We start from the raw sequence: 20156 nt of genomic DNA on the forward strand, positions 1-20156 counted from the left end.
GCCAGGGCGCCCGGCCGCTGCGCGCCGCCGGCGCTGTCTATACTTGGCTTTACCGGGGTCAGACGGCGGAGGGGCACTGCGTCCGCGCAAACCGGCAGCCTGGCATCGACGCCGAGGAGAGGGCATGGACCACACCGCAGATTCGTTTCGGGCCTTTGAGCTGGCCGGCTGGGAAGATCCCGAGGTCGTCAGCCAGTACCAGGAGCATCTGTCGCACGTGACCCGGCAATCGGTCGAGTCCCTGCTGGATGACGCCCATGTGGCCAGCGGGCTGCGCGTGCTGGACGTGGCCACCGGCTCCGGCCATGTCGCGGCTGGGGCGGTGCGGCGCGGCGCCGAGTCCGTCGGCATCGATTTCTCGCTGGCGCAGGTGCAGCTGGCGCGCAAGCTCCATCCGGATGTCCACTACGAGCAGGCCGATGCGCAGGCGCTGCCGTTCGGCGATGCCAGCTTCGATGCCGTGGTCAATGGCTTCGGCATGTGCCACCTGTCCGACCCGGAGGCCGCGCTGGCCGAAGCGTTCCGCGTGCTGCGCCCGGGCGGGCGCATCGCCTTCACCGTGTGGGACACGCCCGAGCGCGCGGTCGGCTTCGGCGCGGTCTATGCCGCGATCCGCGCCTGCGGCTCGATGGAGGTCGATCTCCCCGTGGGGCCGAACTTCTTCCTGTTCAGCGATCCGGGCCATTGCCGCACCGCGTTGCAGCAGGCCGGCTTTGTCTCGCCCACATGCCGCAGCGTGCCGCAGGTATGGCGCTTCTCCACGCCCGACCAGCTGTTCGATGCGCTGGCCCAGGGCACCGTGCGAGCCGCCGCCACGCTGCGCGCGCAGACCCCCAGGGCCCGCGATGAGATCCGCGCCGTGCTGCGCGGCACCGTCGCCGCCTATATGCGCGGCAGCGGCTTCGAGGTGCCGATGCCGGCGGTGCTGGCGGCGGCGGTCAAGCCCTGAGGGCGGCACCCACGCGCCCGTCGCGGCGCGGATGCCGCCGGGAGTGTTGGAGATCGACCGACATCCCCGTTGCCAGCGTTGGCCTGGCCCCACCATTCCGTCCCCGGAAAGTGCCGTAATCCACGCCGCAACCAGCCTTGCGGCGGTGGCACGGTCATTGCGCAATGGACAGCGAGCGCGGCGCCGCGGCTCGTTGTGCCACCTGCCAGCAATGGCTTCCCGGAGAACCCCGATGAACACCCGATCCCAATGCCAGACAGGGCAGGCCGCGCCGCGCCCGCCCGCAATCCTGCACCGCTCGCGCCAGGCCATGGCGCTGCTGCGCGTGCTGGGCTTATGCATCAACAGCGTCGCCTGCGCCCAGTCCGAGGCGCCGCAGGCTGCAGCGCCGGCCGTGCAGGCCGTGACGCCGGAACAGAAGTTTGCCCCCGGATACCTGGAGGCCGTTGCCACTGGCTATGACAATGGGTTGGCCTTGCGGGAGCCGGAAGGCCTCGTGCCGCTGAGGCCGCCGCGCGAGGCGCGCAGCGCGCCTGCGGCAGGCGCCGTGCCGGTTGCGATGCCAGCGGCGGTGCGGCCGCAGCCGGCGCGCTGACCCGGCGGGGCCCATCCGAACAAGACAGCATAGTTGCAGTACCGTCGGCGGGGCATGTGACGGCAATTGCGGAATATTCGCCCTCAATTGCCTACAATTCGTCACACCGTTAATCCCCCGCCCCATGGACATCGAACTCGCCCGCACCTTCCTGCAAGTCGTTCGCACCGGCAGCCTGCTGGCCGCGGCCGACAAGCTGCATGTCACGCAGACCGCCGTGACCGCGCGCATCAAGAGCCTGGAATCGCAACTGAACTGCCGCCTGTTCGATCGCAACAAGGCGGGCGCACGGCTGACGCCCGATGGCCAGCGCTTTCTCGGCTACGCCAGCCAGCTGGTGCAGACCTGGGAGGCGGCCTGCCGCGAACTGCCGTTGCCGGCCGGGCTGGCCAGCCTGTTTCGTTTCGGCACGGAAATCAGCCTGGGCAATCCGCTGGTGCTGCTGTGGACCACGCGCCTGCGCCAGCTGATGCCGGCGCAGGCGGTGCGGGCGGAAGTAGGGGAAGGGGCGGAACTGCAGCGCAAGCTGCAGTCAGGCACGCTGGACGCGGCGCTGGTCTACCAGCCGGAGTATGCGCCCGGCATGCATGTCGAGGCGCTGATGGAAGAGAAGCTGATCCTGATCCGCTCGACGCAGCGCGATGGCGGCTATGTCTATGTCGACTGGGGGCCGGAATTCCGCCGCCAGCATGACAGCGCGCTGCCGGAGCATGCGCGCGCCTCGCTGTACTTCAACCTGGGGCCGCTGGCGCTGCAGTACATCCTGCAGTTCGGCGGCAGCGGCTATTTCCGGACACGCGTGGTGCAGAGCTACCTGGACAGCGGGGTGTTGGCGCGCGTGGAAGGCGCCTCAGAGTTCTCTTATCCGGTGTTCCTCGTCTGCGCCAGGACCCCAACAGGCGCGGCGCAGGACGCGGTGCGCATCCTGCGTGACATCGTGCGCGAAGAATCCGACTGGTCGCAGCGCTGGGATTTCCCGCAGTAGCGCAAAGCGGTCAGATCCTGACCGGCACCAGTTGGCCCATCGGGCCGGGCACGGCCACCAGGCGCCATTGCCGCACGCGCCGCACCCGGCGCCCGCGTCCGCCGCCGCGCGGCGGGCGGGGTTCCAGCCCGGCAAAGCGGCCATGCAGTTGCGCGCGTTCGAACACCGGCTCGGGCACCCGCGTCCCGATCAGCCAGGTGACGCTGCCTCCCAGTGCCACCAGTGCCAGTACCAGGGCAATCCAGAGGACGGCTTCCATGTTCCCGCTCCATCGAATAGGTATCTGTGATTCCAGTATTGGCGCAAACCGTTGCGGCGGGTAAATGAAAGTTATTTCCACTTCATATCAATAAAATTGCATTCAAGCTGGCTTCTCCTTCAAACCTGTCCGTTCGGCTGCGGTAGGAAAAATCATCCTTTCGGACGAATCTCATAGCCGCTGCACGGCAGACACTCAGGCGGTCACTCTCAAAAACACCAGGAGACCCCGCCATGCAACGCCTGATCTTCGAAGCCGAACACGACGCCTTCCGCGAATCCGCCCGCCGCTTCTACCAGCGCGAGGTGGGGCCGCACGGCGAGCGCTGGCGCGAACAGGGCTGCGTGGACCGCGAGGTGTTCCGCAAGGCCGGCGAGCAGGGCTACCTGCTGATGTGGGCCGATGAGAAATACGGCGGCGCCGGCGTGGAGGATTTCCGCTATGAGCAGATCCTGATCGAGGAAAACGCGCGCCACGGCGACTCGGGATTTTTCGGCACGCTGCACTCGCGGCTGGTGGCTCCGTATATCGGCCGTATCGGCAATGAGGAGCAACGCCAGCGCCTGCTGCCGGCGGCCGCGCGCGGCGAGTCGATCTTTGCCATCGCCATGACCGAGCCGCAGGCCGGCTCCGACCTGGCCGGCATGCGCACGCGTGCCGAGGACCACGGCGACCACTGGGTGCTGAACGGCGCCAAGACCTATATCTCGAACGGCCAGCTGGCCGACTTTGTGGTGGTGGTCGCGCGCACCGATCCGGAGCGCAGCCACGGCCTTGGCCTCTTTATCGTCGAGCGCGGCATGCCGGGCTTCGAGCGCGGGCGCAAGCTGCGCAAGATGGGCCTGCACTCGCAGGACACCTCCGAACTGTTCTTCGACAACGTCAAGGTGCCCAAGGCCAACGTGCTGGGCGAGCCCGGCCAGGGCTTCCGCTACCTGACGCGCCACCTGGCTGAAGAGCGGCTGATTGGCGCCTGCGGCTACATGGCGTCGGCGCAGGTGGCGTTCGACCTCACGCTGGACTACGTCAAGGAGCGCAAGGCCTTCGGCCGGGCGATCGGCACGTTCCAGAACTCGCGCTTCAGGCTGGCCGAGCTGCGTGCGCAGCTGGATGCGCTGCAGACCTTCGTCGACCAGTGCGTGCTGCAGCACAACGCCGGCACGCTGACCGTGGAGACGGCGGCGTCAGCCAAGCTGCTCACGTCGGAACTGCAGGGGCGCATGGTCGATGAGGGCGTGCAGCTGCACGGCGGCGCCGGCTATATGGAGGAATACCGCATCTGCCGCATGTACACCGACGCGCGCATCTCGCGCATCTACGCCGGCAGCAGCGAGATCATGAAGGAGATCATCGGCCGCAGCCTGGGGCTGGATGACCGTGTGAAGGGGTAAGGAGAAATGAGGGCGGACGAAGGGATCAGGTCCGCCCCAATTTCCGACGGCATGGCCGGCAACGGCCCGCAGCGGTGGTTGTTTTTTCCGGTTGGCTAGGGTTTTCGCGTAGTTAAAGGCTTTTGTCAGCCCAATGAAAGCTGTTTGTAATGCGATTCGGTTTGAATGCGTGCGGGAGATCGTGTCCGGGTGGCGTTTGATGCATCAGGACTGCAGGCGAGGGCGCACCAAGACAGCCACGCTTCGCGACCGCACTGGCGGGATCGGGGTCGGATGAATATTTGCCGCCCCGGTGCACCGTTCGGCGGGCACGGTCGTTTACCGCAGACCGTTGTCGAACTGAGCCTGACTGACCGTGCCTTTTGTCTTTTCCCGTATTGCCGTGGGTGCCCTGCTGGTACTGGGGGTTCTGGCCCGGCCCGCGGCAATCCTTGCCGCCGAACGCCCCGCCGATCCGCTTCCTTCCGCTGATTCCGCAGATGCTGCCGGTCCTTGCGTGCCGCCGCCGGCCGGCGCGACGCTGACCCTGGCGCAGGTGCGCCTGGACGCACTTCGCTGCAATCGCGACATCATCGCCGCCCGCCGCGGCGTCGAAGCCAGCCAGGCGGACATACAGATCGCTTCGCAGCGGCCCAACCCGGTGCTGAGCCTGGGCGTGACCAACATCAACCCGCATGCCGGCATCGGCTCGGGCAACCTGCGCAGCAAGACCGTGGACTCCACCCTGCGCGTGGACCAGCTGATCGAGACCGCCAACAAGGGCGGCCTGCGCGTGGACGCCGCGCGCAAGGCCAGCGCGGCCGCCGGCGAAGTGGTGCAGGCGGTGGTGGTGCAGCAGACCGCCGGGGCGGAGCAGGCCTTCTATGAGGCGGTGATCAGCCAGGAGCGCGTGGGCGTGCTCAGGGAGATGCTGGGCCTGTACGACCGCACCCGCCAGGCCAGCGAGACCCGCCTCAAGGCCGGCGACGTCTCGCGCGCCGAAGTGACCAAGCTGCAGCTCGACGCGCTGCGCGCGCAGAACGACATGCGCCAGGCCATGGCCGACCACAGCCGCGACAAGGCCCAGCTGGCGCAGGCCATGGGCGTGCCCGGCACGCTCGCCGACAACCGGCTGGTGCCGGACTGGCCGCCGCTGGATACCCCCGTGCCGCAGGTCGACCCCGACACGCTGCAGCGCCGCCCCGACGTGACCGCGGCCGAGGCCCGCCTGGCGGCGGCCGCCGCCGCCCGCGACCTGGCACGCGCCGGCCGCGTGCCTGACGTGACCGTGGGCGCGCAGGCTGAGCACTATCCGGTCTCCGCCACCAATACCAATGGCAGCGGCAACAGCTACGGCGTGTTCCTGACGATCCCGCTGTACGTGCGCCACCGCAACGGCGGCGAGGCCCGCCGCGCCGAGGTGGACTACTACGCCGCGCTGGACGAGCGCAACCGCGTGCTGCTTGAAGCCGGCAATGAGATGGAACGGCTGCGCAGCCAGCTCGAAGCCTCGCGCCAGTCACTGCGGCAGATGCGCGACGACGTGTTGCCCGCTGCCGAAAGCGTGGCCGGCAGCGCCGAGTTTGCCTACGGCAAGGGCGCCACCGGCGTGCTCGACCTGCTCGATGCCCGCCGCGCGCTGCGCCAGACCCGGCTCGACGCCGTCAGCGCCCAGGGCGATTACGCCAAGGCCCTGTCGGCCTACCGCGCCGCGCTGCAGACCTCCACGACCGGCACTGCGACGACCACCTCGCGTCCCTGAACCGCAGTTCCAGCGAATCCAATGCACTCTCTCCTGTCACGCATGTCCCGCCGCATGTCTTCCGTCCATTTCCCCGCCGGCCTGCCCGCACGGGTTGCTGCCCTGTCTCTGTGCGCGCTGGCGCTGGCCTCCTGCGGCAAGTCTGAAGCGCCCAAGGCCGATGACGAGCCCAAGGTCAGCGGCAATACCATCCAGTTCCCGGCCAGCGTGAAGACGCTGCCGGGCATCGCCGGCGAAGCCGCCAAGACCGGCGGCGAGCGCATGCTGAGCCTGCCCGGCCGGCTGGTGTGGAACGAGGACAAGACCGTGCGCGTGTCGACGCCGTTTGCCGGCCGCGTCACCGAGATCCTGGTGCAGCCCGGCACCACCGTGAAAGCGGGCCAGCCGCTGGCCAGCCTGACCTCGCCTGATTTCGGCGTAGCCCAGGCCGATGCGCGCAAGGCCGCCGCCGACAGCGCGGTCGCGGCCAAGGCGCTGGCACGGCAGCGCGAGCTGTACGGCGCCGGCATCATCGCGCAGAAGGAATTGGAACAGGCGCAGGCCGACGCCGCGCGTTCCGCGGCGGACCTGCAGCGCACCCAGGCGGCGCTGGGCCAGTACGGCGCGGCCGCAGGCGGCGCGGGCGCCGTCAACCAGCGCTTTCCGCTGCGCAGCCCGATCGACGGCCTGGTGGTCGAGCGCAACATCAACCTTGGCATGGAACTGCGCCCCGACCAGCCGCCCGCCGCGCCGCTGTTCCTGGTGACCGATCCGACCACGCTGTGGGCGCAGGTCGACGCGGGCGAGGCTGACCTGAGCCTGTTCAAGCCGGGCGTGGACGTGCAGCTGACCACCGCTGCCTGGCCCGGAGAGACCTTCTCCGGCACCGTGATCAAGATCGCCGACTATGTCGATCCCACCGCGCGCAGCATCAAGGTGCGGCTGATGGTGCCCAACCCGGAGCGCCGCCTGAAGGCGGAGATGTTCGTCACCGCGAAGCTGCCGGCCGCATCGTTCAAGGGCATCGCCGTGCCGTCCAAGGCCGTGTTCCTGGCCGAGAACCGCAACTATGTGTTCGTGCGCACCGCCGCCAATACCTTTGAGCGCCGCCTGGTGCGCGTGGGCGTGACGCTGCCCGGCACCACCGAGCTGCTTGAAGGCGTGAAGGACGGCGAGACCGTGATCACCGACGGCAACCTCTACCTGCAGGACATCCTGCGCGATGCCACGGCCGTGAACGCGGCGCGTGCGTCCGAGAAGAAGTGAGGACGGCCGCCACATGATTTCGCGCATCGTCAGCTTTGCCCTGCACCAGAAGCTCTTTGTCTGGCTGGGCCTGCTTATCTTCGTCGGGGGCGGCCTGGCCGCGTTCAAGAACCTGCCGATCGAAGCCTTCCCGGATGTCTCCGACATCCAGGTCAACGTCATCACGCTGTACCCGGGCCGCGCCGCCGAAGAGGTGGAGCGCCAGGTCACCATCCCCATCGAAACCGCGCTGGCCGGCACGCCCAACGCGGTGCGGGTGTTCTCGCATACGCAGTTCGGCCTGTCGTTCATGATGGTGACCTTCAATGACAAGGCCACCGACGTGACCGCGCGCCAGCAGATCCTGGAGCGCCTGCGCAGCGTGGACCTGCCCGACGGCGTGCATCCGGACCTGGCGCCGCTGTCCACCGCGATCGGCGAGATCTACCGCTTCCGCCTGACCGGCAAGGGCTATACCGCGCAAGAGCTGCGCACGCTGCAGGACTGGGTGGTGGAGAAGAACCTGCGCCAGGTGCCGGGCGTGGCCGACCTGGTCACCATCGGCGGAACCATCAAGCAGTACGAGGTCAATCCCAACCTGGCGCGCATGCGCGATGCCAAGATCTCACTGTCGCAGCTGTTCACCGCGCTGCAGCGCGCCAATGCCAACGCCGGCGGCGGCGCCGTGGCGCACGGCCGGCAGCAGTTCCTGCTGCGCTCGCTGGGCAGCTTCCGTACCTCGGCCGATATCGCCAACGTGGTGGTGGCCGAGAACAACGGCACCCCCATCCTTGTCAAGGATATCGCCGACGTGAGGGTCGGCAGCGCGCCGCCGCAAGGCCTGATGGGCCAGGACAACGAGGACGACATCGTCTCGGGCATCGTGGTGATGCGCAAGGGCGAGAACCCGTCGCTGGTGCTGGAGGCGCTGAAGAAGAGGATCGACCTGCTGGACGACCAGATCCTGCCCAAGGGCGTGAAGATCGTGCCGTACTACGACCGCTCCACGCTGATCGACAAGACCCTGCACACCGTGTTCGGCAACCTGGTGGAAGGCGCGCTGCTGGTGATGGCGGTGCTGTACCTGTTCCTGGCCAACGTGCGTGCCGCGGCAATCGTGGCGCTGATCATCCCGCTGGCGTTGCTGTCGACCTTCATCGGCCTGACCTGGGTGGGCATTCCGGCCAACCTGCTGTCTCTTGGCGCGATGGACTTCGGTATCATCGTCGACGGCGCGGTGATCGTGGTCGAGAACATCTTCAAGCGGCTGGGCGAGCTGAAGGAGCAGCAGATCAAGGACAGCAAGGCGCGCCTCCTCGCCATCCTGCAGGCCACCACGGAAGTGGGCCGTCCGACCGTGTTCTCGATGGTCATCATCATTGCGGCGCACATCCCGATCTTCACGCTGCAGCGGCACGAGGGCAAGATCTTCGCGCCGATGGCCTACACGGTGACGGGCGCGCTGATCGGCTCCCTGATCCTCTCGCTGACGCTGGTGCCGCTGCTGTGCCACCTGCTGCTCACCAAGAACATCGCGCACGACGACAACTTCATCGTGCGCCACTGCAAGCGGCTCTATGAGCCGATGCTGGCCTGGGCGCTGGACCACAAGAAGCTGGTGGTGGGCGCGGCGGTGGGCCTGCTGGTGGTGACCGTGGGCGTGGGCAAGTTCCTTGGCAGCGAGTTCCTGCCCGAACTGGACGAAGGCTCGATGTGGGTCAGCTTCGACCTGCCCGCGTCGGTCTCGATCGATGAAGCGCGCGACCAGGCGCGGCTGCTGCGCGGCGTGATCCGCAAGACCCCGGAGGTCAACACCACCATCTCCAAGGTGGGCCGCCCCGATGACGGCACCGATCCCAAGCTGATCAACACCGTCGAGATCCTGGTCGACCTCAAGCCCGAGAAGCAGTGGCGCGACGGCTTCAACAAGCGCGGCATCATCGGCGAGATCGACAAGAACCTGCGCCAGCTCCCCGGCATCGAGCCCAATTTCTCGCAGCCGGTGCGTGACAACATCCTGGAGAGCATCTCGCAGATCAAGGGCCAGATCGTGATCAAGGTCCAGAGCGACAGCCTTGAGCACAACAAGCAGGTGGCCGACCAGATCCTGGCCAACGTGCAGTCGGTCAAGGGCGTGATGCGGGCCTTTATCGACCGCGACGGCGAGCTGCCGCAGTACGTGCTGGAGTTCGACCGCGCCCAGGCCGCGCGCTACGGCATCAACGTGGCCGACGTGCAGGACCTGATGGAAACCGCGCTGGCCGGCAAGGCCGCGACCGAGCTGTGGGAGGGCGAGAAGCACTTCAGCGTTGCCGTGCGCCTGAAGCCGTCGGAGCGCGCGCTGCCGAACCTGCCCAATATCTTCATGCAGACCGCGGACGGCGCGCAGGTGCCGCTGTCACAGCTGGTGACCTTCCGCGCGGCATCCGGCGCGATGAACATCAGCCGCGAGAACGGCCAGCGCACCACCTCGATCGGCATTTTTATCCACGACCGCGACATGGGCAGCGTGGTGAAGGACATGCAGGCGCTGGTGGCCAAGAATGTCAAGGCCGAGGACGTCAAGATCAGCTGGTCGGGCGAGTTCGAGAACCAGGAGCGCGCCATGGCGCGGCTCTCGATCGTGGTGCCGCTGTCGGTGCTGGTGATCTTCCTGCTGCTGTTCAATGCGTTCAAGTCGTTCAAGAGCGCCACGCTGATCATCTCGAACATCCCGTTCGCGCTGATCGGCGGCGTGTTCGCGCTGTTCCTGACCGGCATTCCACTGTCGGTGTCGGCGGCGATCGGCTTTATCGCGCTGTTCGGCCAGGCGGTGCTCAACGGCGTGGTGATGGTGACCTACTTCAACCAGCTGCGCGATGAAGGTATGCCGGTGCGCCAGGCCGTGCTGACCGGCTCGATGGACCGGCTGCGCACGGTGCTGATGACCGCGCTGCTGGCCATGCTGGGTTTGTTCCCGATGGCCATCTCGCGCGCCATCGGCTCGGAGACGCAGCGCCCGCTGGCCATCGTCATCATCGGCGGGCTGATTACCGCCACCATGCTGACGCTGATCGTGCTGCCCACCCTGTATGAATGGATGGTGGGCCGCAACTGGCCGGACGAGGAGGGCGACAAGCCCGACGAGAGCCGGTTGACGCCATCGATTGCGGGCTGATGACAGGGCCGCGGTCGCGGCCTGTGTGGCATTGCAGACAGGCCCCAGGCATGACGCCGCCCCCACACCGGGCGGCGTTTTTTCTTTTAAGGCGCATTCCACAAGTCCCTCCGCAATCCGGTGCATGCCCCGCCGTGTGCGTCGCCCGAATCGCAATGTCGGAATAGTCTGACGCTCCTTTCGGAGCCGGACGCCTGCTTCCCATATTTCCCCGAGCCTACTCTGTACTTACGGCATGGCCAGCAGCATAGCCGCCGGCCTCTCATGCGTACCCTGACGCATCCACCCGGAAAGGAGATCGACATGTTGAAGAAATGGCTGACCGCAGCAGTGTGTTCGATGATGGTTGCCGCACCGGCGGGATTTGCTTTGGCCCAGATGACCGCGCCAGCAACCACGACCGGAACGGCTGCAACCGGGACAAAGGCGGACTATGACGCCGCGGTGAAGCAGGCTGATGCGGACTACAAGGCTGCCTCCGCCAAGTGCGATGGCATGAAGGCCAACGCCAAGGACGTTTGCAAGGCCGAGGCCAAGCGCGACCGCGATGTGGCCAAGGCCCAGGCAGAAGCCCGCCGCGACGGCACGCAGAAGTCGATGGCCAAGGCCGAGAAGGTCAAGGCCGACCGCGACTATGACGTCGCCAAGGAAATGTGCGACGACAAGAAGGGCAATGACAAGGACGTTTGCAAGAAGGACGCCAAGGCCGCCCATGAAAAGGCACTGATGGCTGCCAAGGTCGACAAGGCCGCGGCGACCGGTTCGCGTGCCGACGTGGCGGAAGCCCGCGCCGACGCGAAGAAGGACGCCACTGACGCCGCCTACAAGGCCGACAAGGAACGCTGCGACGCGCTCTCGGGCGAGTCCAAGGACAAGTGCCAGGCCGATGTGAAGGCCAAGTACAGCAAGTAAGCCTTCGCGGTGTCCCGCCAGCAATGGCGGGACACGCACCGCACCACACGCAAGGGGACGCCTCTGATGGCGCCCCCTTGCCACCGGATGAAGGAGCACGACATGAACTGGGACCAGATCGAAGGCAAGTGGGAACAAGTGAAGGGCAAGGTCAAGGAGAAGTGGGGCAAGCTGACCGACGATGACATCGCGCAGATCAACGGCAAGCGTGATCAGCTTGCCGGCCGCATCCAGGAGCGCTATGGCTACACCAAGGAGCGCGCCGAGGAAGAAATGAAGGCGTGGGAACGGGACACGCGCTGGTAAGCAGGGCGTGGCAGCACGGCAAGGCGGGTCGCCAGCGGGCGCCCCGCCTTGTTTCTTGTGTGGCGCGTACTCGATTCCCCTCAGGCACCCCCGGAACGAGGGGTGTTTCGGCGTAAATCGCGCAGCATTAAGCGCGGATTAGCTCTGAATGCAACCAAATGATGCACGCGCCACCCGCGCAGGGCATACCATGTCGCGTCGCCGACCCCACCATCCATCCGGCCTGCTTTCGCGCTCCGCATGTACGCAGCCTTGCCCGCCTTCGTCTCGTCGATCTTCCTCGGTTACGGCCTCTATGTGCTGGTGACCAAGGGGGTGACGCGCGTCTCCACTTCGTTCTTCCTGCTGTGCGTGACCACCTTCGCCTGGCAGGGCACGTGGGTGTTCCTGTTCCAGGCCTCGCATCCCGATGTGGCGCTGGCGCTGGCCAGGCTCGGCTACCTCTTCATCCTGTTCCTGCCGACCACGTTCTACCACTTCATTGCCGAAGTCACCGAGTGCCGCCGCGAGCGGCCGTTGCTGCTGGCCTCCTACGGCCTGAGCCTGGTGCTGGCGGTGCTGCTGCTGACCACCAACCAGGTGGTCTCTGGCTACTACAGCTATTTCTTCGGCGACTATCCCAAGGCCGGCCCGCTGCATCCGCTGCACCTGTTGCAGACGGTGCTGGTGGCGCTGCGCAGCGCCTGGCTGCTGGTGGCGGCGCGGCACAATGCAACGGCTGAACGCCGCAAGCGCTACAAGCTGTGCCTGGTGGCGGTGGCGCTCTATTCGCTGGCGGCGGTGGACTACGCCGTCAACTACGGCGCGGCCTTCTATCCGCCGGGCGTGGTGTTCGTGGCGGCAAGCCTGGGCATCCTGGCGGTCAGCGTGGTGCGCTACGACCTGATGCATCCGTATTCGCTGGCCGCCACCGTGGCGCACGAGGTGCGCACGCCGCTGGCGACCATCCGCATGCAGGCGCAGGAGCTGGCGCGCACCTGGCCGCAGGTGCTGCACGGCTACCAGCTGGCGGTCCAGCAGGGGCTGTACGAGGACCGCATGCGGCCCGGCCAGCTTGAGCGCGTGTCGAGCCTGGTCGGCGCCATCACGCGGGAAGTCGATGGCACCAGCACCGTGATCGACATGGCGCTGGCCTCGGTCACGCTGGAGCGGCTGGACCGCAGCAGCTTTGCGCCACACGGCATTGCCGACTGCGTGCATGCGGCGCTGGAGCGCTACCCGTTCCAGGGCGAGGAGCGCGGCTGCGTGCAGGTTCGCGGCATCGACCAGGACTGGCGCTTTGTCGGCTCCGACACGCTGCTGGTCTATGTGCTGTTCAATCTGCTGAAGAACGCGCTGCATGCGATCAGGGCGGCCGGCGGCGGCCACATCGACATCACCGGCGCGACCGAGGGCCAGTACCACGTGATCCGCTTTCGCGACACCGGCCCGGGCATTCCGGCCGACGTCATGCCGCGCATCTTTGATCCGTTCTTCTCCACCAAGGCGCATGGCACCGGTGCCGGCCTGGGCCTGGCCTTCTGCCGGCGCGTGATCGAGACCTTCGGCGGGCGCATTGAGTGCGAGTCGGTGCCGGCCGTGCATACCACCTTCACGCTCAGGCTGCCGCGCTTCACCGCCATGGCCGACAGCCGACTGCGCACCAGCACCGCCGGCTGACCCACGGCCGGCGGTGCCGGATTCAGACTCGCACGGGGTCAGCCGCCTGGCTCAGCTGGCCAGTGCCGGCAGCACCAGTTCATATTCCCTGACCCGCTCGATGATGCCCGCCGGAAAGCGCGTGATGCGCTTTTCCCGGTCGGCGAAGACGATCTGCTGGTAGCCCAGCGACACCGGCTTGCCCCCCACGCAGAACCGGAACAGCAGGTAGGCCGAGCATTGCCGGACCTGGAAGGTGTTCAGGTAGCAATCCACGCGCTGGAACGGGAACGTCTCCTCGACATACTCCTGGTGCGCACGCTTGGTCACGAAGACGCCGCCCGCGGCCAGCAGGTTGTCGTGGATGCATTCATGGAACCACCGCTCCCGGCAAATGCCCTGCCACTCGAAGTAGCGGGCGAAGTAGGTATTCATAAAGGCATTGGAATCCTTGAGATAAATGTCGATCGCATGGTGGAAGGTCTTGTGCGAAGCCGTCTCGAACGCGTCGGGTGCCAGTTGGGCCGTGCCGCGGTTCAGGATTTGGGGGATCACGTCTCGCATCAACATAAATTGACTCCTTGAGATGGCCGCAAGCGGCAGCCACGCCTGCCCCCGGGAAGGTTGGGGCATGGTGGCATTCTGTCCGCTTGGGCAGTGGCAGGGTGGGCGCTGAAGTGGGGGTTCCTGCACGTTTCGGCGCGTGACGCCCGGTCGACAAACGCCCGGAATGCATGCCCGGGCCTGGCAAAACCGGAGAGGCATGGATCGGCGTTAACCCGAGTAGTCTAGGTTTATAGACTTTCATATAGTCATCCGACTTGGCTGCCTTTGGGCGGTCACTGCATCGCCCGTTTCCCGACCTCCCTTGCCGCATGGCAGACACCACCTCCAGCGAACTCCTCTCGCGCAGCCGCCAGCCGGTCTACCTGCAGCTGGCCACCATCTTCCGCCGCCAGATCGAAAGCGGCGCCTGGCGCCAGGGCGAGCGCATTCCCTCCCTGGAGGAACTGTGCCGCCAGTACGGCGTGGCGCGCATGACCATGCACCATGCCTTGTCGATGCTCGACGAAGAAGGGCTGGTGGAGCGCGCGCGCGGGCGCGGCACTTTCGTCAGGGCACCGTGCCAGGCGCGGCGGCAGGTGTCGCTGTCGACCAGCTGGGACGAGGCGGTGGCGGTGGGCGCGCAGCTGGACACCGAAGCGATGGTCGAGTCGGCCGGCAACGTGCCGCTGCCCGCCGATCTCGGCATGCCGTGCCCCGGTGAGCGCGCCGCCGACTACCACTTCCTGCGCCGGCTGCACCGGCTGGAAGGACGGCCGTTCGCGGTGGGCGAGGTCTATATCGAAGCCGGCGTCTTTGCGCGCGAGCCCGAGGCCTTCCGCCAGGGCGCCTCGGTGCCGGTGCTGGACCGCTTCCCCGGCCTGTCGGTCAGCACCGCGCGCCAGCGCCTGTCGATCGTCGCGGCCGGGGCCGAATCCGCCGCAGCGCTGGCGCTTGCCGTGGGCGCGCCGGTGGCTGAGCTGCGCCGCTTTGCCTGTGTCCCGGGCGAGCGCGGCGAGCTGATCGTCTACTACGCACGCATCGAATTCCCGACCGAGTTTGTCTGCCTGGATTTCGACCTGCTGGCGGCGCGGCCGCGCCCGGCCTGACGCCCCCAGTGCAACCAATGCCAACCTGCTGACCCAGAACCTGAGCGGAACCCGAGACATGGAAACTACCCAACCGATGAACGGCGCCGAGAGCCTGGTCAAGACCCTGCTCGCCAACGGCGTGGACACCTGCTTTGCCAACCCGGGCACCAGCGAAATGCACTTCGTCGCGGCGCTGGACCGCATCCCGGGCATGCGCTGCGTGCTGGGCCTGTTCGAAGGCGTGGTCACCGGCGCGGCCGATGGCTATGCGCGCATGGCCGGCAAGCCCGCCGCCACGCTGCTGCATTGCGGCCCGGGACTGGCCAACGGCCTGGCCAACCTGCACAACGCGCGCCGCGCGCAGACGCCGGTGGTCAACATCATCGGCGACCAGGCCACCTACCACCGGCCGCTGGACGCACCGCTGACCGCGGATACCGAAGGCTGGGCCCGTCCTGTCTCCGTGTGGACGCGCACGGCCACGCAGGCTGCGTCCGTCGGCGCCGATGCCTCGTCCGCGGTGCAGGCCGCATGCGCCGCGCCGGGCGGGGTCGCCAGCCTGATCCTGCCGTCCGATGTGTGCTGGGATGCTGGCGGCGTGGTGGCCGCGCCGCTGCCGCCGCTGGCGGTGCCCAAGGTCTCGCCCGACGCCGTGCAGCAGGCCGCGCGCGTGCTGCGCTCGGGCCAGCCCACGCTGGTCGTGCTGGGGGGCAGCGCGCTGCGCGAGGCGCCGCTGGCCGATGCGCACCGCATTGCCGCAGCGACCGGCGCCCGGCTGATCTCGCCCATGTCCAATGCGCGAGTGTCGCGCGGCAGCGGCCGCCTCGCGGTGGACCGCGTGCCATATTCAGGCGACGTCGCGCGCGACAAGCTGGCCGGCATCCGCAACGTGATCCTGGTCGGCGCACCGGCGCCGGTGACGTTCTTTGCCTACCCGGGCAAGTCGCCGCGCCCGTATCCGGAAGATGCCGTGATCCATGTGCTGGCACGTCCGGAGGAAGACCTGGCCGAAGCGCTGTCCCGGCTGGCTGACGAGGTGGGCGCACGCAATGCGCCACTGCCGGCTGCCGCGGCGCCCGCATCGGTGGAGCCCGCGCGCGGCGCGGTCACGTCCGAGGCGGTGGCACGGACACTGACCGCCTTGCTGCCCGAACAAGCCATCGTGGTGGAAGAGAGCATCAGCTTCGGCCGCGCCTTCTATCCCGGCACGGTCCATGCGGCCCCGCACGACTGGCTGCAGCTGACCGGCGGCGCCATCGGCGAAGGCCTGCCGCTGGCCGTGGGCGCGGCGGTGGCGGCGCCGGACCGGCGCGTGGTGGCACTGCAGGCCGATGGCTCGGCCATGTACACGCTGCAGTCGCTATGGACCATGGCGCGCGAGCAGCTCGATGTCACCGTGGTGCTGCTGGCCAACCGGAAGTACGCCATCCTGCTGGGCGAGCTGGCGGGCGTGGGGGCCAACCCGGGCAAGACCGCCCTGGACATGCTGGACATTGGCAATCCCGACCTGGACTGGGTCAAGCTGGCCAACGGCATGGGCGTGGAGGGCGCGCAGGCCAGGGACATGGAAAGTTTTGCCGACCTGTTCCGCATGGCCAATGCGCGCAAGGGGCCGTTTGTGATCGAACTGGTGATCTGAGCGCGGCGCTTTCCGCATTCAAAAATCCAGCCTTTGGCAGATGTGAATTGTTGCAATGCACAGACTGCGGCAAGCTCATTGCCGTGCCATGGAAAGCCCATGGCGGCACCATCAAAAGTGAAGGAGACTCCATGCCCCAACAAGAAGCGGCGGTGGGTCCGGACAAGGCTTATGCGGAGCAGCTCGCCGCTGGCCAGTTCCGCATCCAGCATTGCCAGGACTGCAAGCGCCACGTGTTTTTCCCGCGCAATATCTGCCCGCACTGCGGCGGCGACACGCTCGCCTGGGTCGCGCCCAAGGGTAGCGGCACGGTCTATTCCACCAGCGTGATCCGCCGCAAGCCGGAAGCCGGCGGCGACTACAACGTGGTGCTGGTCGATCTGGATGAGGGCGTGCGCATGATGAGCCGCGTGGAAGGCATCGCGCCCGCCAGCGTGCGCATCGGCATGCGCGTGCAGGCGCGCGTGGCGCAGGGCAAGGAAGGCGAGGCCGCTCTCGTCGTGTTCGATCCGGTGGAGGGCTGAAGCCATGAGTTTGTCCAATTTGCGTGGCAGCGTCGCCATTGTCGGGGTCGGCCAGTCGGGCATGGGCGAGGCCCACGGCAAGACGGAAATGGAAATCCTGGTGGAGGCCGCCAAGGCCGCCGTCAGGGATGCGGGCCTGTCGATGCGCGACATCGACGGCATCGCCACTGCCAGCGTCGGCGCCAGCATGTGGGTGATGCCGGTGGCCGAGTACCTCGGCATCAAGCCCAAGTTTGTCGACAGCACCATGATCGGCGGCTCCAGCTTTGTCTCGCACATGCTGCCGGCGATGATGGCGCTCGAATCGGGCCAGTGCGATGCGGTGCTGGTCTGCTACGGCAGCAACCAGCGCACCTCCACCGTCGGCCGCGCCGGCATCTCCAAGGTGCGCGCGGTGCTGGACCCGCAGCCGTATGAGCACCCGTACAGCCCGCTGCAGCCGATCACGTCGTATGCACTCGCCGCGGCGCGCCATATGCACCAGTACGGCACCACGCGCGAGCACTTGGCCGAGGTCGCCGTGGCCGCGCGCAAGTGGGCGCAGCTCAATCCGGAAGCGATGATGCGGGACCCGCTCAGCATCGACGACGTGCTCAATGCGCGCATGGTTTCCGACCCGCTGTCAGTGCGTGACTGCTGCCTGGTCACCGATGGCGCCGGTGCCTATGTGATGGTGCGCGCGGACCGCGCCAGGGACCTGGCCAAGCCGCCGGTCTATGTGCTGGGCAATGCCACCGCCACGTGGCACCGCCAGATCTCGTGCATGCCGGACCTGACTGTCACGGCCGCCAAGGAATCCGGCGAGCGCGCCTTCGCCATGGCGGGCCTCAAGCCGTCTGATGTCGATGTGGCTGAGCTTTATGATGCGTTCACCATCAATACGCTGCTGTTCTTGGAAGACCTGGGGTTCTGCGCCAAGGGCGAGGGCGGTCAGTTTGTCAGCGGCGGCGGCATTGCGCCGGGTGGGCGGCTGCCGGTGAATACCAATGGCGGTGGGTTGTCATGCGTGCATCCTGGGATGTATGGGATGTTCATCACTATTGAGGCGGTGCGGCAGTTGCGGGGGGAATGTGGGGAGCGGCAGGTGGAGGGTGCCGAAGTTGCCGTGGTGCATGGGAATGGAGGGACGTTGTCTAGTCAGGCTACGGCGATTCTGGGGACTGCGGCGACGGTTTAATTGTGTTTTGGGCTTGGTGCCATTACGGTCGCTTGTCGCCCTTGGCGGGCGTGGCTGTTTCGCCGGCGTAGCCGGCGAGTCACTTTTTGTCCGAGCGACAAAAAGTAACCAAAAAACGCGTCGCCAGAGCGGCTGGCAATCAATTCCACGGTGGTGGTAGTTCGCACGGTGGTGCTTTCCGTTTGGGCGTGGGTGCCCGTTCGACCCTGCTACGCCATGTGAGTCAGTGACAGTGCCTACGTTAACCCACTATTGAACGATCCCCATGCAGGGCGTAGGCCGCCTGCTGCCGACGGCATCGCGGGGACGCCTACGGCTGCTGCGCAGGCTCAAAATGCGCTGACGGTCATTGGGCGCTTGCGCGGAGCGCAGCCGAAGGCGTTGATGCGATATCGCTGGAGAGCGCGGGCCACCGCCCGACTTGGGGATCGTTCAAAAGCCGGTTATCGCAGGCACTGGCACACACGGGCCTGTCAGTTTTTTTGTGTGCAGGGCAGTTAAAGGCTCATCGTCATTTCGACCGGTGAGCCAGTATTATCTCAACGATGTGGATGGGTGAAGCGCTCCTCGTAGAGGATTGCAAACTGGTTCATGGCAGCCTTCCAGTCATGCGTTGAACTGCCCCACTTCCCGGTGATGTTGCGCAGGGCCAGCCACAGCAGCTTGGTCGCCGCTTCATCGCTGGGGAAGTGACCCCGCGTCTTGATGATCTTGCGCAGTTGGGCGTTGACGCTCTCGATCGCGTTGGTCGTGTAGATGATCTTGCGGATCGCCGGCGGGAACGTAAAGAACGGGATCACCTGGTCCCACGCGCGACGCCAGGACGCGGCGATCGGGGTGTACCGCTTGCCCCATTCCCCTTGCTCGAAGGCCGCCAGCTCGGCCAGCGCAGCCTCCACGGTGGGCGCGGTGTACACGGGCTTGAGCGCCGCAGCCACGGCCCGGCGCTCCTTCCAACTGGCGTATTCCAAACTGTTCCGGATCAGATGCACGATGCAGGTCTGCAGCGTGGTGTTCGGGAACACCGCGGCCAGGGCCTGTTCCATGCCCTTAAGACCATCGGTCACCGCGATCAGTATGTCCTGGGTGCCACGGGTCTTCAGGTCGTTGAACACCTTCATCCAGAACTTGGCACCTTCGGTGGTCTCGATCCACAGGCCCAGGATGTCGCGCGTGCCGTCCGGCAGCACGCCCAAGGCCAGGTAGACGGCCTTGTTGCGCACCACGCCGTCCTCACGCATCTTGACCCGCAGCGCGTCGAAGAACACGACCGGATACATCACCTCAAGCGGGCGGGCCTGCCAGGCAGTGACTTCGTCCATCACTGCATCGGTCACCGAGCTGATGAACTCGGGCGAGACCTCGGTGCCGTACTGTTCGGCCAGAAACGCCTGGATCTCGCGCACGGTCATGCCACGGGCGTACATGGCGATGATCTTGTCGTCGAACCCGGTGAAGCGCCGTTCGTGCTTGGGAATCAGGATCGGATCGAAGCTGCCATCGCGGTCGCGCGGGATGTCCACCCTCAGCGGGCCATCCTCGGTCAGGACGGTCTTGGCGCTCTTGCCGTTGCGCTGGTTGGCCGTGCCGGCCGGGCGCTCCGCGCCCGGCTGGTAGCCCAGGTGATGGCCGAGCTCGGCGCCCAAGGCGCGCTCGATCAGGGCCTTCTTGAACGCCATCGAGGCGTCCTGAACCGCCTCGGCGGTCATGGGGCCCTTCACGAAATGGGCGATCAGGTCCTCGGGAATGGCCGGCAGCTCACGGTCTGCGGCTTGGCTGGTTTTCGTCTTGCGTGGCATACATGCTCCTTATCGACATGTTATGCCCTAAACACAAAATTTCTGACAGGTCCGCACACACTCACATGGCGTTAGCAGGGTCGAACCGCGACCACATCCAAACGGCAAGCACCGCCGCCCATATGACCGACGCCGCGTAATTGATTGCTAGCCGCATAGGCGACGCGTTTCTTGCTTACTTCTTGTCGCTTGGACAAGAAGTAAGTCGCCGGCTACGCCGGCGAAA

General features: G+C 66.7%; 17 protein-coding genes. 14 read left to right on the plus strand and 3 right to left on the minus strand.

Going from position 1 to position 20156, the window contains the following annotated elements; all coding sequences use genetic code 11:
* Window positions 1–124 precede the first annotated feature (124 nt).
* The 3 genes from CNE_RS20645 (at window position 125) to CNE_RS20655 (ending at window position 2529) form a co-directional block, all read left to right on the plus strand.
* Window positions 125–949, plus strand: coding sequence for a class I SAM-dependent methyltransferase (locus tag CNE_RS20645; RefSeq protein WP_013952217.1), 825 nt, complete (start codon window positions 125–127; stop codon window positions 947–949).
* A gap of 232 nt (window positions 950–1181) precedes the next feature.
* Window positions 1182–1544 (plus strand): hypothetical protein, encoded by a 363-nt coding sequence (locus tag CNE_RS20650; RefSeq protein WP_013952218.1) that lies wholly within the window; start codon window positions 1182–1184, stop codon window positions 1542–1544.
* Between the two features lie 124 nt (window positions 1545–1668).
* The gene (locus CNE_RS20655) at window positions 1669–2529 is read left to right on the plus strand and encodes a LysR family transcriptional regulator (RefSeq protein ID WP_013952219.1); all 861 of its coding nucleotides are present in this window, start codon (window positions 1669–1671) and stop codon (window positions 2527–2529) included.
* Between the two features lie 10 nt (window positions 2530–2539).
* Here CNE_RS20655 and CNE_RS20660 read toward each other — a convergent pair whose 3' ends face one another.
* On the minus strand, window positions 2540–2788 hold the full coding sequence (locus CNE_RS20660; RefSeq protein ID WP_013952220.1) for a hypothetical protein: 249 nt from the start codon (window positions 2786–2788) through the stop codon (window positions 2540–2542).
* A 233-nt stretch (window positions 2789–3021) separates the two neighbouring features.
* Here CNE_RS20660 and CNE_RS20665 point away from each other — a divergent pair, with 233 nt between their 5' ends.
* From CNE_RS20665 to CNE_RS20695, 7 genes are all read left to right on the plus strand, one after another.
* A complete protein-coding gene (locus tag CNE_RS20665) occupies window positions 3022–4179 on the plus strand; it encodes an acyl-CoA dehydrogenase family protein (protein WP_013952221.1) in 1158 nt (385 codons plus the stop codon).
* Between the two features lie 355 nt (window positions 4180–4534).
* Entirely contained in the window at window positions 4535–5920 is a 1386-nt protein-coding gene (locus tag CNE_RS20670; protein ID WP_013952222.1) for a TolC family protein, read from the plus strand.
* A 54-nt stretch (window positions 5921–5974) separates the two neighbouring features.
* Complete coding sequence (locus tag CNE_RS20675; RefSeq protein WP_041228800.1) at window positions 5975–7165, plus strand: efflux RND transporter periplasmic adaptor subunit; 1191 nt, start codon at window positions 5975–5977, stop codon at window positions 7163–7165.
* Between the two features lie 13 nt (window positions 7166–7178).
* Window positions 7179–10301 carry an efflux RND transporter permease subunit gene (locus tag CNE_RS20680; RefSeq protein WP_013952224.1) on the plus strand — a complete coding sequence of 1041 codons (3123 nt, stop codon included), beginning with the start codon at window positions 7179–7181 and terminating at the stop codon, window positions 10299–10301.
* A gap of 303 nt (window positions 10302–10604) precedes the next feature.
* Window positions 10605–11213: a hypothetical protein gene (locus CNE_RS20685; RefSeq protein ID WP_013952225.1), complete on the plus strand. Its 609-nt coding sequence runs from the start codon at window positions 10605–10607 to the stop codon at window positions 11211–11213.
* Window positions 11214–11315: 102 nt separating this feature from the next.
* The gene (locus CNE_RS20690) at window positions 11316–11519 is read left to right on the plus strand and encodes a CsbD family protein (RefSeq protein WP_041228550.1); all 204 of its coding nucleotides are present in this window, start codon (window positions 11316–11318) and stop codon (window positions 11517–11519) included.
* 240 nt (window positions 11520–11759) lie between these two features.
* On the plus strand, window positions 11760–13178 hold the full coding sequence (locus tag CNE_RS20695) for a sensor histidine kinase (protein ID WP_013952227.1): 1419 nt from the start codon (window positions 11760–11762) through the stop codon (window positions 13176–13178).
* Window positions 13179–13229: 51 nt separating this feature from the next.
* On the opposite strand, the gene CNE_RS20700 is transcribed toward CNE_RS20695, so the two are convergent.
* Window positions 13230–13727 carry an acyl-CoA thioesterase gene (locus CNE_RS20700; protein WP_041228551.1) on the minus strand — a complete coding sequence of 166 codons (498 nt, stop codon included), beginning with the start codon at window positions 13725–13727 and terminating at the stop codon, window positions 13230–13232.
* A gap of 305 nt (window positions 13728–14032) precedes the next feature.
* Here CNE_RS20700 and CNE_RS20705 point away from each other — a divergent pair, with 305 nt between their 5' ends.
* The 4 genes from CNE_RS20705 (at window position 14033) to CNE_RS20720 (ending at window position 18131) form a co-directional block, all read left to right on the plus strand.
* On the plus strand, window positions 14033–14809 hold the full coding sequence (locus tag CNE_RS20705) for a GntR family transcriptional regulator (protein WP_013952229.1): 777 nt from the start codon (window positions 14033–14035) through the stop codon (window positions 14807–14809).
* A gap of 76 nt (window positions 14810–14885) precedes the next feature.
* Complete coding sequence (locus CNE_RS20710; RefSeq protein ID WP_013952230.1) at window positions 14886–16430, plus strand: acetolactate synthase large subunit; 1545 nt, start codon at window positions 14886–14888, stop codon at window positions 16428–16430.
* Window positions 16431–16561: 131 nt separating this feature from the next.
* The gene (locus tag CNE_RS20715) at window positions 16562–16954 is read left to right on the plus strand and encodes a Zn-ribbon domain-containing OB-fold protein (protein WP_013952231.1); all 393 of its coding nucleotides are present in this window, start codon (window positions 16562–16564) and stop codon (window positions 16952–16954) included.
* 4 nt (window positions 16955–16958) lie between these two features.
* On the plus strand, window positions 16959–18131 hold the full coding sequence (locus tag CNE_RS20720; protein ID WP_013952232.1) for a thiolase: 1173 nt from the start codon (window positions 16959–16961) through the stop codon (window positions 18129–18131).
* Between the two features lie 539 nt (window positions 18132–18670).
* Here the strand turns inward: CNE_RS20720 and CNE_RS20725 are convergent.
* The gene (locus tag CNE_RS20725) at window positions 18671–19930 is read right to left on the minus strand and encodes an IS256 family transposase (RefSeq protein ID WP_013952233.1); all 1260 of its coding nucleotides are present in this window, start codon (window positions 19928–19930) and stop codon (window positions 18671–18673) included.
* Between the last annotated feature and the right edge of the window lie 226 nt (window positions 19931–20156).

The sequence above is a fragment of the Cupriavidus necator N-1 genome, assembly GCF_000219215.1.
In the GTDB taxonomy this organism is placed as follows: Bacteria; Pseudomonadota; Gammaproteobacteria; order Burkholderiales; family Burkholderiaceae; genus Cupriavidus; species Cupriavidus necator.

Excerpts from the sequence above, each read along its gene's own strand:
- CNE_RS20720 (WP_013952232.1), top strand. The coding sequence starts at position 16,959 with ATGAGTTTGTCCAATTTGCGTGGCAGCGTCGCCATTGTCGGGGTCGGC.
- CNE_RS20695 (WP_013952227.1), top strand. The coding sequence starts at position 11,760 with ATGTACGCAGCCTTGCCCGCCTTCGTCTCGTCGATCTTCCTCGGTTAC.
- CNE_RS20725 (WP_013952233.1), bottom strand. The coding sequence starts at position 19,930 with ATGCCACGCAAGACGAAAACCAGCCAAGCCGCAGACCGTGAGCTGCCG.
- CNE_RS20650 (WP_013952218.1), top strand. The coding sequence starts at position 1,182 with ATGAACACCCGATCCCAATGCCAGACAGGGCAGGCCGCGCCGCGCCCG.
- CNE_RS20660 (WP_013952220.1), bottom strand. The coding sequence starts at position 2,788 with ATGGAAGCCGTCCTCTGGATTGCCCTGGTACTGGCACTGGTGGCACTG.
- CNE_RS20675 (WP_041228800.1), top strand. The coding sequence starts at position 5,975 with ATGTCTTCCGTCCATTTCCCCGCCGGCCTGCCCGCACGGGTTGCTGCC.
- CNE_RS20645 (WP_013952217.1), top strand. The coding sequence starts at position 125 with ATGGACCACACCGCAGATTCGTTTCGGGCCTTTGAGCTGGCCGGCTGG.
- CNE_RS20715 (WP_013952231.1), top strand. The coding sequence starts at position 16,562 with ATGCCCCAACAAGAAGCGGCGGTGGGTCCGGACAAGGCTTATGCGGAG.
- CNE_RS20700 (WP_041228551.1), bottom strand. The coding sequence starts at position 13,727 with ATGTTGATGCGAGACGTGATCCCCCAAATCCTGAACCGCGGCACGGCC.
- CNE_RS20690 (WP_041228550.1), top strand. The coding sequence starts at position 11,316 with ATGAACTGGGACCAGATCGAAGGCAAGTGGGAACAAGTGAAGGGCAAG.
- CNE_RS20665 (WP_013952221.1), top strand. The coding sequence starts at position 3,022 with ATGCAACGCCTGATCTTCGAAGCCGAACACGACGCCTTCCGCGAATCC.
- CNE_RS20680 (WP_013952224.1), top strand. The coding sequence starts at position 7,179 with ATGATTTCGCGCATCGTCAGCTTTGCCCTGCACCAGAAGCTCTTTGTC.
- CNE_RS20710 (WP_013952230.1), top strand. The coding sequence starts at position 14,886 with ATGAACGGCGCCGAGAGCCTGGTCAAGACCCTGCTCGCCAACGGCGTG.
- CNE_RS20705 (WP_013952229.1), top strand. The coding sequence starts at position 14,033 with ATGGCAGACACCACCTCCAGCGAACTCCTCTCGCGCAGCCGCCAGCCG.
- CNE_RS20685 (WP_013952225.1), top strand. The coding sequence starts at position 10,605 with ATGTTGAAGAAATGGCTGACCGCAGCAGTGTGTTCGATGATGGTTGCC.
- CNE_RS20655 (WP_013952219.1), top strand. The coding sequence starts at position 1,669 with ATGGACATCGAACTCGCCCGCACCTTCCTGCAAGTCGTTCGCACCGGC.